This window comes from Paraglaciecola mesophila (genome assembly GCF_009906955.1).
GTDB classification, from domain to species: Bacteria; Pseudomonadota; Gammaproteobacteria; order Enterobacterales; family Alteromonadaceae; genus Paraglaciecola; species Paraglaciecola mesophila_A.
Genome location: NZ_CP047656.1, coordinates 409261 through 426893, shown reverse-complemented (window position 1 = coordinate 426893; position 17633 = coordinate 409261). Strand labels below are relative to the sequence as shown.

At 44.8% G+C, this 17633-nt stretch carries 12 protein-coding genes; 7 read left to right on the top strand and 5 right to left on the bottom strand.

Annotated features, from left to right (window positions below; genetic code table 11):
• Window positions 1-20: 20 nt before the first annotated feature.
• Window positions 21-722: an SIMPL domain-containing protein gene (locus FX988_RS01745; RefSeq protein WP_160178060.1), complete on the bottom strand. Its 702-nt coding sequence runs from the start codon at window positions 720-722 to the stop codon at window positions 21-23.
• A 176-nt stretch (window positions 723-898) separates the two neighbouring features.
• On the bottom strand, window positions 899-1753 hold the full coding sequence (locus FX988_RS01740) for a sulfurtransferase (protein ID WP_160178059.1): 855 nt from the start codon (window positions 1751-1753) through the stop codon (window positions 899-901).
• Window positions 1754-2164: 411 nt separating this feature from the next.
• On the opposite strand from FX988_RS01740, the gene FX988_RS01735 reads away from it, so the two are divergent.
• From FX988_RS01735 to FX988_RS01705, 7 genes are all read left to right on the top strand, one after another.
• Window positions 2165-3637: an adenosine deaminase family protein gene (locus tag FX988_RS01735; protein WP_160178058.1), complete on the top strand. Its 1473-nt coding sequence runs from the start codon at window positions 2165-2167 to the stop codon at window positions 3635-3637.
• Between the two features lie 38 nt (window positions 3638-3675).
• Window positions 3676-5124, top strand: a complete 1449-nt coding sequence (locus tag FX988_RS01730; protein WP_160178057.1) for a uracil-xanthine permease family protein — start codon at window positions 3676-3678, stop codon at window positions 5122-5124.
• Window positions 5125-5255: 131 nt separating this feature from the next.
• Window positions 5256-6635 (top strand): 8-oxoguanine deaminase, encoded by a 1380-nt coding sequence (locus FX988_RS01725; protein WP_160178056.1) that lies wholly within the window; start codon window positions 5256-5258, stop codon window positions 6633-6635.
• Between the two features lie 333 nt (window positions 6636-6968).
• Window positions 6969-9407: a TonB-dependent siderophore receptor gene (locus FX988_RS01720; protein WP_160178055.1), complete on the top strand. Its 2439-nt coding sequence runs from the start codon at window positions 6969-6971 to the stop codon at window positions 9405-9407.
• A gap of 56 nt (window positions 9408-9463) precedes the next feature.
• Complete coding sequence (locus tag FX988_RS01715; protein ID WP_160182058.1) at window positions 9464-11236, top strand: cupin domain-containing protein; 1773 nt, start codon at window positions 9464-9466, stop codon at window positions 11234-11236.
• Between the two features lie 462 nt (window positions 11237-11698).
• Window positions 11699-12094, top strand: coding sequence for a DUF3718 domain-containing protein (locus tag FX988_RS01710; RefSeq protein ID WP_160178054.1), 396 nt, complete (start codon window positions 11699-11701; stop codon window positions 12092-12094).
• A gap of 373 nt (window positions 12095-12467) precedes the next feature.
• Window positions 12468-13508 carry a GGDEF domain-containing protein gene (locus FX988_RS01705; RefSeq protein WP_201751621.1) on the top strand — a complete coding sequence of 347 codons (1041 nt, stop codon included), beginning with the start codon at window positions 12468-12470 and terminating at the stop codon, window positions 13506-13508.
• 72 nt (window positions 13509-13580) lie between these two features.
• Here FX988_RS01705 and FX988_RS01700 read toward each other — a convergent pair whose 3' ends face one another.
• The 3 genes from FX988_RS01700 to FX988_RS01690 all read right to left on the bottom strand — a co-directional run bounded on the left by FX988_RS01700 (window position 13581) and on the right by FX988_RS01690 (window position 17619).
• Window positions 13581-14507, bottom strand: coding sequence for an alpha/beta fold hydrolase (locus FX988_RS01700; protein WP_160178053.1), 927 nt, complete (start codon window positions 14505-14507; stop codon window positions 13581-13583).
• 79 nt (window positions 14508-14586) lie between these two features.
• Window positions 14587-16389: an acyl-CoA dehydrogenase C-terminal domain-containing protein gene (locus tag FX988_RS01695; RefSeq protein WP_160178052.1), complete on the bottom strand. Its 1803-nt coding sequence runs from the start codon at window positions 16387-16389 to the stop codon at window positions 14587-14589.
• A gap of 48 nt (window positions 16390-16437) precedes the next feature.
• Window positions 16438-17619, bottom strand: a complete 1182-nt coding sequence (locus tag FX988_RS01690; protein WP_013753695.1) for an acetyl-CoA C-acyltransferase — start codon at window positions 17617-17619, stop codon at window positions 16438-16440.
• Window positions 17620-17633 lie beyond the last annotated feature (14 nt).

Genomic DNA, 17633 nt, shown 5'->3' with positions numbered 1-17633 from the left:
ATTTGTAAATTCGACGTATTTTACTCTACCAACTCAAATGTGACATTCACCTGTGCGCCAGTATTAATTTGTCCAGGCAAGGAATCACTCGATTTACTCATCATCATCATTTCGCGCCCGCGTGGCATGGGCGAATAGCCGCTATTTTCATTGATGGTGATCACTTTACCCAGCTTAGCCCCCAGTGTATTAGCCATGCGGGTCGCTCTTAGTTTAGCGTCTTTTAACGCCAGCTCTAACGCCGCCAGGTACTGTGGCTGTGGATCTTCAACCACATAATTGAAGCCATCGATACGACTAGCACCTGTGCTCAATACCGCATCAATCACCTGATCATAGAGCTCAATATCACGCAAGGTGAAGTTGATTTCTCTAGACAGTTTAAATCCCTTTTGAACACGCTGATTATTGATATGCTCGTACCATGGGTTAAGCTGTACACGCATAGATTGTATGTCTTTTTTTTCCACACCAAAGGCCAACACACTGCTAATAATGGTTTGTGTTTTATCTGCTACCACGCTATTTAAATCCTGTACGCGCTCACCCTGTTCTTCCACATACACACTAAACTGAAATAAGTCAGGCACACTCGTTACATTTGCTTGTCCGCTTACGCTAATTTGATGTACTTGCGCATCGGTTTTAGCTAATGCGGCAGAGCTAAAACTTAAGACAGCACTTAAGCCGCACAACGTGATAAAAGTGAATACTTTGTTCATTCTCATTCCTTACAATCAATCTCAACTAACTACGTATCTAAACTAACCATGTATCTAAACTAACTACTTGTTATAACTAACAATGACGCGACCTGCGCAGTATGCGATTTCACAAATGAATAGCAACTGAACTAACCTGCATCAAACCTTAACCGCATTTGAACGCTTAAGCTGCACTAGGCATTCTTTGGCATACACACCACAGGTAATGCGTGATTTGCGCCCCACTCACTCCAAGAGCCGTCATATACACTAAGTTGGTTAAACCCGGCTTCATGGGCTGCCAGCGCAAGTACGCACGCGGTCACTCCAGAGCCGCAACTAAAAATGAGTCGCTCCCCCTCTTTTACTCCTAATGCTGCGAACTTATCGCGAAGCGAGGCTGGCGATAGTAATCGCCCCTGTTCAATACAGTGAGTAAAAGGTAAATTAACCGCATTGGGCATGTGTCCACCGCGAAGATGCGGCCTAGGTTCAGCTGCAGTGCCGTTGAAACGTGCCGCAGCTCGGGCATCGACCACCCAACTGTCAGTGATGTCTAACGCGTTTGATACTCCTTGAGAGTCAATGAGCAACGACCCCTGTACTTGACTCGTGAAGTCCCCTGTTGGGGGCGAGGTGATTAACGAAGACATACTTTTACCGCCCTCGTTTTGCCAGGCAGGGTAACCGCCATCGAGAATATAGACCTGCTCATGGCCCATGCATTTAAACATCCACCACACACGCGGCGCTGTAAACAACCCTTGATTGTCATACACCACAATAACACTACGGTTGTTAACACCGAGCTTTCGTACTTCTTGCTCGAACTTTTCTGGACTGGGCATGGTGTGCGGCAACGAACTAATAGGATCACATACCTGATGTTCAAAATCGAATAATCGGGCGCCGGGTATGTATCCCTCTGGAGCTGGTTCTGGCTTTCCTGTGGTGATGTCGTTCATTGTGCTCATAAAAACGATTAGGTCGCTGTCATCACAATGGGCTTGTAGCCAATGTGCGCTAACAAGGGCAGACTTCACTTCCATTTTACTCTCCAATCTACTTGTTAATCTATCGCCACACGGGATGTGGCAATCACTATTCTAATAAGCCTAACAAAAAATAAGATCTGCATATGTAAATAAATATAACCCTGGACGCATTCTAAGAGGGACGTATTAATGCGGATTGGTATAACTCATGACCTGCCGGAACCAAACCAGGCCTTCTGTGATTGCAGTTGCCTTGCATCGACAAAGTTCAAAAAACACATTTTTTTGCACCACTAGGGTGCAGCGTGTCACGAGTTTAAACAACCTAACCTAAATAGCGTATTTTAACGCAATAAATTCAATAGGTTAGGTATTATTAATACGCTGACCATTTGGTCAAATATTTGCAATAAATTCACTTAACTTGGCTAAACTGATATTTGCCAACGCTAACCGGAAATACTTATGCACTACGCACAACACATCAAAAGCGCATGTCGTTCATTACTTTTTTTGGCCACCGCTTTACTTGCTGGCGGTACAGCAATGAACGCAATGGCTAAGCCCCCAGCTCACTGGTTTGAGCAATTCAAACAACAATCAGATAAAAGTGCGCTATATGCGTTTCTTTATGCGCTGCCCAAAGGCGGTGATCTTCACCATCATCTCAGTGGGTCGGGCTACAGTCAGTGGTGGTACGATCTGGCTACAAATGAAAACGTCAACGGCGGTTACCGTTATTACACTAAGGTGAATATCAAGCAGTGTTTTGGTTACGGCAACAATGAGTTTGGTCAAAACCCTCAATTGTTGTTATTTAAAACCATTCAACACAGCCGCTACAACTCCTTGAGTCATTGTGAACAATCTGAATACCGCCCCCTTACTGATTTAAATTCTGAACAAAAAAACGCTTGGTTCAATAGCATTCGTCTGGATAAACCCTTTGAAGGCAGAGCGGAATTTTTTGAACGTCATTGGGCCCGACTCGGGGATTTAACCCGCAACCCGACGTTAATGGCTGAAATATTAGTTAAAAACATGCAAGCCTTTGCCAGAGAAGGCGTACGTTATATTGAAGCGCAAACCAATGCCAAAGGCGTCTTAAAATCAGACGGAAGCCCGTACTCGCCAGACGAGGCCCTTGATATATTTCGTCAGCGCTTAGCAAAGAAAGACGCCCAAGCAACAGGCGTCACTGCCCGATTACAATATGTGTTACTTCGTTTTTTACCCCATGCAGAACAAGAGCTCGAGTGGATGTATCGCTTTGTTGATAACAACAGAGATATTTATGTGGGGATAAATATGGTTGGACGTGAAGACAACGACAAAGGCTACCCACTGCGCTTTTTATCCACCTTGCGCAAACTGCGTCAACGCATTGCGCACATACCGCTAGCGATTCATGCAGGTGAAGTAGATGAGCCAAATTTTCACGTTAGAGACACCTTACTGTTAGGGGCAAACCGGATTGGTCACGGCGTCAACTTAATTGATGATCCTGACACTATGCTATTGATGCGCAACGAGCGTTATTTAGTTGAAATTAACCTGGTAAGCAATTTACTGCTTGAATATGTTGATCAGTACGCTGAGCACCCCTTCCCTGAGTATTTACGCACTGGCATTCCCGTGGCTTTATCAACCGATGATCGAGGCATGTGGGACTCAAACATGACGGACGAGTATTTTGTCGCCGTGAATGAATTCAACCTGTCATGGCCAGAACTCATTAGTTTAGGGGAAAACTCCCTTAAACATGCGTTTGTAGATGAGCAAACTAAAAACGCATTGCTCGCGGATTACCGAGCACGCATAAAAGCGTTTGAAAACGCGTTTATAGACAAAGGGCAAAAAAGCTTTACCCATTCGCCATCGCGATATGGTTTGTTTATTTGTCGCCAGTATTCGCTATGCCAAGCCACTGACAAATAAAGCACTTAATAAACATCAAAGAGAACAAAGGTTGATAAATGCAGACTCCTCGCCCACAAGACGGTGAAATATTGTACGCCTTAACAGATGTCCCTTCTGTTAGTCATAGTACCACCGCGGCACTACAACACATCATGGCCTGCTTTATCGGCATAATCACCCCCACTTTGATCATAGGATCAGTCCTTGGGCTTGAAGCCGAAATACCTTATTTGATCAGCATGGCACTCATGACATCAGGCGTCTCGACATTTATTCAAGCAAAGAAGTTCGGTCCAATTGGCTGTGGGCTGATTGCTGTGCAAGGCACCAGCTTCACCTTTATCAGTGCTTTATTAGTAGCAGGCACCACCATTAAAAGTCGCGGAGGGTCAAACGATGAAATTTTGGCATTGATGTTTGGTCTGTGCTTTTTTGGCGCTTTTGTGGAAATTATATTAAGTCGCTTTATTCAACACTTAAAAGCAGTGATTACCCCACTTACCACAGGGATAGTGATCACCACGATAGGCATAACCTTAATAAAAGTCGGTATGACAGACTTATCCGGTGGCTTCAACGCTCCTGATTTTGGCGCTGTGCATAACCTGTTACTCGGCCTTAGTGTTCTGATTACAGTAATAGCGTTAAGTGCGTCAAAATACCCACTGCTACGCTTAAGCGCCATCTTCATTGGTATGTTAGTCGGCTGCTTTATCGCTTGGTGGCAAGGTATTCTCACCTTTGACAACATGATCCCATTACCAGTGGTCAGTGTCCCGCAGCCGTTTAAATACGGCATTGCGTTTGATTGGTCGTTATTTATTCCTATTGCCCTAGTGTACTTTTTAAGTGCAATTGAAACCTCTGGAGATTTGACCGCCAACAGCCTATTTTGCAAAGAGCCTATTAAGGGACCCATTTACATTGAACGCATAAAAGGGGGCGTGTTGGCAGATGGGGTCAACTCAATGCTAGCAGCAATGTTCAATAGCTTTCCAAATACCACCTTCGGTCAAAACAACGCGGTTATTCAAATGACCGGTGTAGCCAGTCGTCATGTGGGCTTTTACATTGCTGGGTTATTACTATTACTTGGATTATTTCCGGTTATCGGCAGCGTGCTACAACTCATGCCTAAGCCTGTATTAGGCGGCGCTACCTTAGTGATGTTTGCCACCATCGCTGTTGCTGGTGTGAAAATACTCACCAGTGAACCGATTGATCGTCGCAAAAGCCTCATTATCGCTACTTCACTCGGCTTGGGCTTAGGGGTAATGATGGTCCCAGAGACCCTTGCTCAATTGCCTCAGCTGGCCAACAACATCTTATCGTCATCGGTCACGACTGCCGGTTTTTGCGCCATTATTATGAGTATTGTTATTCCAGAGAAAAAAACACCACCTGAGCTCCCTACTACTTCAGAACATAGCCCAGAGTTCGGCGCCTCTGAAACTGACATACTTGAACAGGCTAACCTTGCTGTACCTCATTCCTCAAAGGAGTAGCGTTTGGCCAATACCTCTCGCTATATGCAATATGTAAAGGCCTTTAACTACAAGGTCGATTCACAGTATGGCGAAACGATTATCAGAACCAAATCCAATTTCCAACCACTCGCATTAAAGGGACAACATCTATGCAAGCAAGTACTTCACCTACCTTATGGCTCAAGTCGCCAGAAGCGGTATTCACCGCAAACACCAGCGATGCGGGAAACGGTGTGTTAATCCAAGGTAACCGAATCATAGAATTGGTGAAAAGTGGCAATACGCCCAAGTTACATTTCGATGCGATAGAAAACTGCTCAGGTAAAGTCATCATGCCCGGCATGATTAATACCCATCATCATTTTTACCAAACACTTACTCGCTGCGTTCCCGGCGCGTTAAACAAGCCATTATTCCCGTGGTTAACATTTCTATACAAGGTGTGGAAAAACCTTGATGAAGAAATGCTCTATAGCGCCACTAAATTAGCCGGCCTTGAACTCATGAAATCGGGCTGCACGACTATTGGCGACCACCATTACGTGTTCCCTAAGCGTTTAAGTCACGCTATTGATGTACAGGTGCAGGCCGTGGCCGAACTTAATTGTCGCGCGCTACTCACCCGAGGCTCAATGAGTTTAGGTCAAAGCAAAGGGGGCTTGCCTCCTGACTCTGTGATACAAAGCGAAGATGTTATACTCGCTGATTCCCAGCGCGTGATAGATGCCTACCACCAGTCAGGCGATAACAACACCAACCCTATGTTACAAATTGCACTGGCGCCCTGCTCGCCTTTTTCTGTTTCCCAAGAACTAATGGAACAAACTGCTATATTGGCGCAAAAAAACAATGTTTTATTACATACCCACTTAGCCGAAACCGAAGACGAGAACGCATTTTGTCAACGCATATATGGTGCTCGTCCGTTAGATTATCTTGAACAATGTGGCTGGCTTAATGACAAAACATGGTTAGCCCACGGCATCCACTTTACACCTGAGGAAATTACCCGTTTAGGGAATGCTAAAGTAGGCATTGCTCACTGCCCTACCTCAAATATGTTACTGGCATCTGGTATTTGCCCGACACTGGATTTGATAAACGCCGGCTGCCGCGTAGGCCTAGGTGTTGACGGTTCAGCCTCGAATGACTGCTCGAATATGGCACAAGAAGCACGCCAGTCTTTATTGCAGCAACGTCTACGTTACGGTGCAGCCGACATAACTTCGGAATATGTTCTGGGGCTTGCAACCAAAGGGTCGGCTTCGTTGTTGAATCGTCATGATATCGGTGAAATCGCGGTGGGTATGCAGGCAGACTTAGCGCTATTTGATTTAGATGCACTGCGCTTCTCAGGTGCGGGGGACCCTCTAGCTGCTTTGGTTACCTGTGGCGCACATCAGGTGGACAAATTAATGCTTGCAGGTAAATGGGTGATAGAAGAAGGCCAACATTTCGCTATTGACGAAATTGAACTTCGTTCAGAGCATGCAAAACTAGCGAAAAAGATCCAATCTGCAGTGAATTAACGTAAGTTTGCTCGCTTCGTGAAATTATTTATCCTTCGGTTAATACGTCAGCTGTGAATGTTTCGGTGCAATAGGGGGAAATTCGAGCCATTTTGGTGCAGGCAATTCAAACAACCTGCCAGCTGAGCGTATTTTTTTAACTCTCTTCAACAACAAAACCTGAATACTTCATAAATATCAACAAGTTAAACATTATACTAATTTCCTGACCATTTGGACAAGTCTTTGGCACCCTTCCTGCTTTTACCTCAGTAGCAAGCTGAAACACACTGAAACACTTTTAACAAAGCACGTTTTATAAAACACATAAGAACCATAGTTAGAGGAATACTGATGAAACATCCCTTATTTAAAAGCTCAACCTTGAGCAACGCTGTTCTATTAGGGTTAGCAATGACGCTATCTCCGTCCATCTCAGCGCAAGAAGCGGCCAGCGAGGAAGCTGCAGCGGTGGAGCGCATCGAAGTAACGGGATCGTTAGGCAGTTTACCAGGGCAAGGTGTTGAAGCTGTATTTGGTTTCGGTAAATCAATTTTAGAAACACCACGCTCAGCATCAACCATCAGCGATGAAATGCTTGAACGTTTTGCCGTTACGGATATTGATGATCTCGTCGCATTTTCCCCTGGTACCTTCACCCAATCCTTTTTTGGTGTTGCCGGCTCACTTGATGTACGTGGTACCCCAGGCGAAACCTATTTTCGAGGTGTTAAACGCCTTGATAACCCAGGCAACTACCCTACCCCAATAGGTGCATCTAGCCGCATTGATATTGTACGTGGCCCAGCGTCACCTATCTATGGCCCAGCGAAAATTGGTGGTTACTTAAACTTCAACCCTAAATCAGCCCGTGCAAGTGGCGGTCAATACTTAGAAGAAAATGAAGGTGGTTTCTCTTATACCCTTGGCTCATGGGATAAAAGTATAATGACAGCTGAAATAGGCGGCCCTGCTACGCTTGGGGGCAAAGAAGCCGGTTTCTATTTGTATGGCGAAGTGGAAAATTCAGGCAGCTACTATGAAAACTCAGGTACTGACCAAACCGTGTTACAAGGGTCGTTTAATATCGACGTGACAGAAAATCTTCGCTTTGAATTTGGCGGTATGTATCACGATTACGATGGCAACCAAGTGGCTGGTTGGAACCGTTTAACCCAAGATTTGATTGATAACGGTACTTACATTACAGGAACAGCTAAAAACATTGATACGGACGGAAGCGGAGCTATCTCTCATGCCGAATATGGCGCTGTCAACCTTGCTGGCAACGGTTTCTTTTACGCCGTTCCATCTTTATTCACCGATGCAGATGCCACTGATTTAATGCAGTTAGAAAATGTAGGCACCACTACATTAGGTCGTAACCAAGTCTTGGTTGCAGCGGATGATGTGTTGCTAAACACAGTGCAAACCTTGTATTTCGATGCCATCTATTACACAGACAACGGTTGGGAAATCAAAAACCAATTCTTCTACGAAGATTATGAGAACTTAAACGAGAACGCTTATGGTTTCTCACAGTTCCACAACAGCTCTGTGATCGAAAACAAACTGATTTTCTCTACCGAGTACGAAAGCAACTCTTTATTAGCACAATTTCAGTTTTCGCCGTCAATTCGTCACACAAACTTCTTACATGGGGATGACTTCACTTACGAATACTTTAACCGTCGCGATCTAACGATGGAATCAACTGCCCTTGATAGACGTGAGCTAGCCACGCGCATTAATGATAATTACGATAACTACGACAAAGGGAATTATACCGATTTAGGTATTGCCGCCATGACCGATTTAACATGGGACTGGGGCTTAAATATCGTATTAGGGTTACGTTATGACTCGATAGATATCGAAACAACGAGCCGCGGCGATTTACTCCTTAATAAAGGCGAGATCTTGTCGACTAGTCAAACAGTAGATGGTACCTCATGGAATACCAGTATTTCATACAAAACAGATTTCGGTTTGATTCCATATATTACCCTCGCAGAGCAAGCAACACTTGTCGCCGGCCAAGGTGCTGAAATCGGCTACGGTCAGCTAATTGATGACGACGGCAACGAATATAACGGTGCGTTTGATACATCAGAACTTACCGAAATTGGTATTAAAGGCTCGTTCTTAGATGACTCATTGTATTTTGCATTGTCCATTTACGAACAAGAACGCTCAGACTTTAACGCCCAAGCGATTGTGACTAACGCGACCACGCAAAACAAAGGAACCGAGTTTGAATTACGCTGGGTAGTGAGCGATCAACTCGTAGTTGGCGCGGGTTACACAAAAATGAAAGTGTATAATCTTACCGCGTACAATGACGGGAATGGTGGTTCATTGTTTGGTTTCCTAGGGGCTGAAGATTTAACCAGCTTAACTGACCCGTCATTGGTATTTGGTGGTAACCCTATCGGTTTAACACTGATACCTGAAGGGGCGAGCAAAGAGACAGCTAGAAAAGCCGGTATTCCTGAGAACATATACACACTAAATGCGACCTATGATTTCTTAAATGGTTACGCCGCCAGTGCCAGTATCGTTCGTGCTGATGAGACTTTCTCAAGCTTCTCACAATCGGTGAAACTGCCTTCGTACACATTAGTGAATGCTGGTGTGACATATACTACGGATACTTGGTCAGCCAGTTTGAACATCAAAAACTTAACGGACGAAGAGTATTATCGTGCTAACTTCCCTGATTTGTTTGGTGCGCAAATTGTACTGCCTGAACTACCACGTCACTATCAAGCATCAATTGCTTATAAGTTTTAATCACGCATAAATTTTTTATAAGTGATTTATTCCAACGGACGGGTATGCTAAATAGCATGCCTGTTTTTTTATCTAATGGTAAAACTATGCTTAAAATGTTCTCCAATTCTGTCATTTCTCTCTCCAGTATATTATTCCTCAGCGCACTTATCACCGGCTGTCAAACCGCGACTGCGCCACAACACAGTTCTAGCGGAGCGGTTGAAACGTCAGAAACTCAACCTTTAGAAATAAAAGTCGTCGTGGTCACTATGTTTGAAATCGGCGAAGACGACGATGACAAACCAGGTGAGTTTCAAATGTGGAAAGAAGGCCAAAACCTTAATACGCGTTATCCATTTCCCTTGTCTCACCACGATATTTACGTCAATGAAGAGACGGGCGTTATGGGTATCGTTACTGGTATGGGCACAGCAAAAGCAGCTGCGGCTATTATGGCCTTGGGCTTAGATCCACGTTTTGATTTAACCCACGCATATTGGTTAGTCGCTGGCATTGCTGGGGTGGATCCTCAGGACGCATCCATTGGCTCTGCGGTATGGGCGAATTGGTTAATTGATGGTGACTTAGCTCACGAAATAGACGGCCGTGAAATTCCTAACGATTGGAACAGCGGTTACTTTCCTTTGTTTAGTGTAGAGCCAATTCAATCTCACTCAGAGGCTAATTCAGAATCAAGTTTTGAGGATAATGCACAGCCAAGTGTTGAACCAGTTCAGGCCATAAATGGCGAAGCTTATCAGCTCAATACCAAGCTAACAAAGTGGGCCTATGAATTGAGCAAGGATACTGCTCTTAGTGATTACCCAGCCATGTATGAGTTGCGTGAGAAATACCTCAACTACCCCAATGCTCGCAAACGTCCATTCGTACTCATCGGTGATCATATGGCTGCCGCAACGTTTTGGCATGGTAAGTTGTTAAATGATTGGGCAAACGATTGGACAAAATATTGGAGTAACGGACAAGCAAACTTTGTCACCTCTGGTATGGAAGACACTGGCAGCTACCAATCGATGATTTACCTTGATAATGCGAATAAAGTCGATAAGTCGCGCTTTATGGTTTTGCGCGCCGCCAGTAACTATGCCATGCAGCCTGACAGCTTAACCGCCGCTGAGAACCTCGCCATGGAAAGCGGTGAAAACGGCTACGCTGGTATGCAATCAGCCCTTGAGTCTGCTTATAACGTCGGCAGTGTCGTGGTCAATGACATAGTCGCGAATTGGAGCACCTACAAAGACGCCCTACCCTATGAAGCTTCGAAAGTTGCTCCCGATGAAGATACGTTAGATCAATTAATGACGCCAACGACTGAGCCTGTGGATGCCAAACTAAGCGCCGAAGAGCTAATTAAATCGTTAAACTTAACCGGACACGTCGAAGGTGGTTTTTTTCGTCAAACATTTAAAGCAGATCATCGCCCATTGTTAAGCACCGCCCATGGGGATCGCGTCAACATGACCTCAATCTACTATTTACTCAGCGCAAAATCGCCTGTTGGTCATTTTCACATGAACCGCTCTGACATCATGCATTACTTCCATGTCGGTGACCCAATCACTTACTATTTGCTCAATCAGGACGGCAGCCTTGAAACCCACGTACTCGGCCCAGACCCAACCCAAGGCCATGAAATGCAAATGGTAGTAAAAGGCGGAACTTGGAAAGCATCGAAAATATCTACGACCGGTGAATACGGGTACGGTTTGATTGGTGAAGCGGTTGCCCCAGGCTTTGAATACGAAGACATGCAACTCGCTGAGCAAGACGAGCTCGTAAGTACGTTTCCTGAACACAGTGCACTGATCAAAACACTCACGCGCTAGTTCAAATAAGCCGTTCAACTGTGTATTTCTAGCATGAGCGGCTCAACACATTAGCATCTACACATACGTGATAAGCCAACTTCAGAGACTTCTTAAAGATGCCAGCCACATGACTATGTTCGAATAGCGACTCTTGTTCACCCACCACAAAAGCTTCATCATCCTTATAGAGCGACATCAAATTATCAGTAAATGTCACTACAGCCGAAATAGGATCCTTAAATGCATCTTGGCTAAGCGCATACAGCTAGCCCCTTTCCTAGCTTTATTTTCATTGGTCTTTAGTCAATGACATTCAAAGGCTATTTTCCAGCAGTTTCTGTCTCATTAACCGAAGTGAGTAACCGAAGGTATTAACTCTTATACCAAAGTATTAGCTTGTAGATTTTTTAATCGAATTAGATGACGTTTAATAGACCCATCAAATCGAGATACTTATTACACATTACTGAGGAATTGACCATGTTGAAAATTGTTAAAACTTCTATCGCTATCGCCGCTACTTCTATTGTGCTTGCTGCTCCAGCACAGGCTGACGTTGCAGAAGCACTGCAAAATATTTGTACAATCGTTAAAGCGGATGATAAAAGCGAGCTGCGTAAAAAAATGAAGCGCGTCCAGTCTGATTACCGCCTTAAATTACAAGATTACTACTCAGGCATTACTTGCGGTGGCAACAGCTTAATCCGCACGGCAATGTTAAATGATGCAGTCGAAACAGGCACCTTAATGGTGAAGAAAATGCCAAAAAGCGAGTTGAGTTCACCGGAAACAGACGGCAAAACGGTAGTGGCTTGGGCAAGTGAAAATGGTTTAACCAATTCGCCCATTGTTGCAGTTTTGAACGACCGGATATAGGCCCAGAAATTACCAATAGTTTCAACATGGCAAGTCAGGTAACGCAACTTGACGCCTTAGCAGCCGGCCTCATTTGAGGCCGTTTTTTTCCCCACATGCCTATTCTAACCGGTAAATATATACCGCCACCCCACACAAAAACTTGCTTTTAACCTCCTGTTATACTTGCGCAATATCCCCGTTAATTATTGATAACTTGAGTCGTAATGGTTATGTTCAAACAAGCTCAGCAATATCACGCTGAAGGTATGAAGTCGCGTTAGTAGCAGTAATTTCGGCAATTGTGTTAATTGCGTTATAAATACAATGGATCCACGATTGCTTTACGCCCGTTTACGGGTGCTTGCAATGCAAAAGTGGTATGAGATGGATAATGACAGAACAATTAGTTCAGAATTATAAGTACCGCAGGGATATCATGGTCGTGTTACTTATGGTGACCGTATTCGGCGGGATCATTTTCTCGGTAATTAATTTTTATCGCGGCTTATGGCTACTTGCATCAATCGAACTAGGCTATGGCTTATTTTCATTAGGATTACTCAAGTACATTAAAACCACGGTGCATTTTCAGCGCTGGGTGAACATCTATATCGTGCCCTTTTTCATTATTATGGTTTATGGCCTGTCTCTACCTCAGTCGTCTGAATCAATTTTCGTGTGGATATTGACCATACCGGTTATTTCATACTTGCTGGTTGGACGTAAGCTAGGATTTTTCTATTCGACGATTTTTATTGTGTGTGGAATTATCTCTTATCACTGGCGTTTTATTTCGCTCGAGCAGCAATTTTCACTGAATGTGGCGATTTCGGCCAACGTCATTCTCAGCGCATTACTGATGATGGCATTTGCCCATGTGTATGAAAAAACGCGAGAGCAAAACGAAGCGCGTTTGTTATCGCTAGCAGGAACAGATCCGCTAACAGGCCTCGCTAATCGTATGAAGTTAAATGAAGGATTTCAGCAACTCAGTGCGTTAGCGACTCGACACAACGCGCCCTTAACCTTAGTGCTTTTTGATTTAGACCTATTCAAAACGATAAATGATGTCCATGGGCACTCCGTGGGCGATGAAGCCTTGCGTCACGTGGCTAATTTTTTGAAAACCAACACCCGTAAAACAGACCTACTGGCAAGATTTGGTGGAGAAGAGTTTGCTTTATTACTGGTGGCAACCAACTTAGAAGAAGGCTATGCGCAAATTGAAGCGCTACGTAAACGCTTAATGACCACGCCGTTTTCAACCGCGAAATGCAACATCCACATCACCCTAAGTGCAGGGCTATCCACTTATGGCCGTGACGGTAAAAGCTTAAATCAATTAATCGCCAAAGCAGACAAACGCTTATATTTCGCTAAAGAAAATGGCCGTAATCAAGTGATTGCCCGCGACCCTGACACACATCAATAAGATAGCCTTGGTGCGACGAGAGGTCATGTTTCATAGAGCAAGCTCAGCGACTATGTAAACCGCCGAACAACGCTAGTTATTTATAAAATGTTCGATAGCAGCATTAACTTCATCTGGCTTTTCATGATGTAACCAATGGGTAGCATCAGCAAAACGTTTGATTTGGCAATCCGGTACATAGTGCTCTATGCCATTTAAAATGCCTGTGACAAACGCTTCGTCTTGTTCCCCCCACAATATAAGTGTGGGTAATTCAATACGAATATGCGGGATCTTTACATTCGTGGCGTCAAGCGATCCTTGCAGAGTCGTTACATCATTAGTCGACGATGAAGGCTCAGGCGGTAACTGCGGCATAGCGCGATAATATTGCAACATACCGTTCACGGCACCGGGTTGCTTCCATGCGCGCAGGTATTCGGCCTTTTGCCGTTCGCTGAATTGCGTTTCATGCATACCGTCAAACAACATGTCCTTGAGCATACAAAAGTCATTTTGTTCAACATACTCAACACCCTTGTCAGCGATGAGACGATGAATGTACGCGCTTTTTATCTGTTGCTCTGGATTAACTGCCATTTCTCGAGTAAACGTGCTCGGGTGAGCGGCGTTTAAAATCACTAATTTACCAAAAAGGGCAGAATGAAACGCGGCCAATGGCCACGCAATCGCCCCACCCCAGTCATGAGCAACGAGGTGCACCGCTTTATTTTGACTGATGGTTTTCACAAACTGTGCATATAAAGTAATCAAATTTGGCACACTATAGGCGCTAGCGTCTTTGGGTTTATCGCTTAAGTTGTAGCCCATTAAATCTGGCACGATGACACGATATTGTTGACGAAAATAGTCGATTTGCACTTGCCACGTGCCCCAATATTCTGGAAATCCGTGCAGAAAGACCAAGGTATCTGGGCTTGGTTCGTCACTAAGACACGTCGCTTCAACATAATGCAGTGATATGCCATTAATATCGGCATAATGATGAGTCATTGGCATCGTATGTACCTTTTATAAAAAAGGCGAACGCTTATAAAAAGACGTTCGCCTTAGTTCACTCTGTTAATGATGGAGCGCGTTATGCACCTAGGTCGAATTGGTCAACCGGCATACTCATTAGGCTATCAGCACCTGTTTCCATAGCGGACACAAGCGAGCGAGTACGCGTTAATAACCGGTCAAAGTAAAACTTAGCGGTATGCAGTTTCGCTTCATAGAACGCTGCATTATCAGTCCCTGCATCAAGTTTTTCTTGGGCCAGTACAGCCATTTTAAGCCAGAAATACCCGACCGTTACGTAACCTGAGTACATAAGGTAATCCACCGACGCAGCACCTAGTTCGTCTGGGTTTTGCGCAGCACGTTTGGTAATATCAACCGTGATCTGCTTCCACTCGTCTAAATGCACTTCAATCGCGTTTGACCACGCATTAAATTGGCCTTTATCGCGAATGCTTACGCAGAAGTCCCGTATTTCTTGGGTAAATACTTCTAGCAGTTTTCCGTTTGAGCCAACAATTTTACGCGCCAACAAATCAATGGCTTGAATACCCGTTGTGCCTTCGTACATGGTACAAATACGCGTATCACGAGCAAGCTGCTCCATCCCCCACTCTTTGATGAAGCCGTGTCCGCCGTACACCTGCATGCCATAGCTGGTCGACTCTTGGGCTGTTTCGGTCAAAAATGCCTTAACAATTGGCGTGAGGAAAGCGAGTTTCGCTTCACTGATTTGCTTAGCCGCTTCATCTTTACTGTACAGCGTAATATCAACCAGTTTCATGGCGTAAATAGCAAGTGCACGATTCCCCTCAGCAAAGGCTTTTTGGGTAAGCAACATACGACGCACATCAGGGTGCACTATAATAGGATCTGCAGGGCCATCAGGGTTTTGTACCCCTTTCATTGAACGAAATTGCACGCGATCTTTTGCGTATGCAAGTGCTCCTTGGAATGCCGTTTCGCTAGATGCCAACCCTTCAAGACCGGTACCAATGCGTGCAGAGTTCATAAAGGTAAACATGCAGTTCAAGCCGCGGTTTTCAGTCCCCACCAAATAACCTTTAGCGCCATCAAAGTTGATCACGCAGGTCGCTGAGCCTTTAATCCCCATTTTGTGTTCAATCGAACCACATGTCACCGCGTTACGATCTTCAATTTCGCCATCAGCGGTGACGTTAAACTTGGGTACAACAAACAGAGATATGCCTTTTGTCCCTTCAGGAGCATCAGGTAAACGTGCAATCACGATATGCACGATATTTTCAGACATATCATGCTCACCCGCTGAGATAAAAATCTTAGTGCCGGTTAAGCTATAGCTACCATCATCATTCTTTACCGCTTTGGTTTTTAACATGCCCAAGTCAGAACCACAGTGAGATTCAGTCAAACACATAGTGCCTGTCCATGTTCCTGCAACTAAATTATGCAAGAACATCTTCTTCTGTTCGTCTGTGCCATGGGCTTCAAGGGTTGCCATACAACCTTGACTCAAACCTGGGTACATAGCCCAAGAGTGGTTCGCACCTGAGAGCCACTCACCTAAAGCAGATGACAGCGAATAAGGTAACTCTTGACCGCCGAATTCAGCTGGGTGCGTCATTGATGGCCAACCGCCTTCAACATATTGCTGATAAGCGTCTTTAAATCCTGTAGGTGTGGTGACCACTGAGTTTTCCCAGGTACAGCCTTCTTCATCACCTACCGCATTAAGCGGTGCAAGTACATTTTCACTGAACTTTGCAGCTTCAGAAAAAATCGCTTCAACCATATCCGGTGATGCATCTTCAAAACCAAGATCAGCGTAATGCTTCTCAAAGCCTAATAATTCATTCATGACGAACAATGCATCTTTTTGCGGCGCTTTATAACCTTCCATTTAGTAACCTCTTTAACATTTTAGCGCCTTGTATAAGGCGCCTAAAATTTAATAAACTTCGAATAAACCAGCAGCGCCCATGCCACCGCCAATACACATGGTGCACACGACATATTTTGCACCACGGCGCTTACCTTCGATAAGTGCATGACCCACCATTCGCGCGCCACTCATACCATAAGGGTGACCAATTGAAATCGCGCCACCGTTTACATTCAGCAATTCATCAGGAATGCCTAACTTGTCGCGGCAATACATAACCTGTACAGCAAATGCTTCGTTTAGCTCCCACAAGCCTATATCGTTCATGGTTAAGCCGTGTTGTTTAAGCAACTTAGGAATAGCAAATACAGGCCCTATGCCCATTTCATCTGGCTCACAACCAGCCACTGCGATACCACGATAAGCACCCAGTGGCGTCAAGTTTTGCTGCTCAGCTAATTTAGAATCCATCAATACACTAGCAGATGCACCATCAGACAACTGACTCGCATTACCCGCAGTAATCACACCGCCTTCGATCACAGGCTTAAGACTCTTCAACCCTTCAATAGTGGTATCAGCGCGGTTACCTTCGTCTTTGCTCAATGTGACTTCTTGAAAACTTTCTTCTTTGGTTTCCCGGTCAACCACCACTTTAGTGGCAGTTACCGGTACGATTTCATCGTCAAACTTACCTGCAGCCTGACCCGCTGCCGTACGCATTTGGCTTTGCAATGCGTATTCATCCATCGCGTCACGCTCAATACCATAACGAGCGGCAACCACTTCAGCGGTTTGCAACATTGGCATGTAGATATTTTTATGCATTTTTGCCAACGCAGGATCCACCATACGATGGGTATTCATGTATTTATTTTGCACCAAACTGATTTGGTCAAGTCCGCCCGCTACCATCACAGGTACATTATCAGTGATAATATGCTTGGCGGCGGTCGCAATAGCATACATACCTGAGCTACATTGGCGGTCTAGGGTCATCCCTGAAACAGACGTAGGCAAGCCGCCAGCAAGACCCGCTAAACGACCGATATTCATCCCACCACTGCCTTGTGTTAATGCGCTACCCATGATGACATCATCAACTGATGCAGGGTCGATGCCCGCTCTTTTCACTGCTTCACGAATAGCGTGACCACCCATGCTTGGCGCTTCAAGATTGTTGAAAGCCCCTTTGTAAGCGCGGCCTATGGGGGTTCTTGCGGTTGATACTATGACTGCTTCTTTCATTGTTTTTCTCTCTT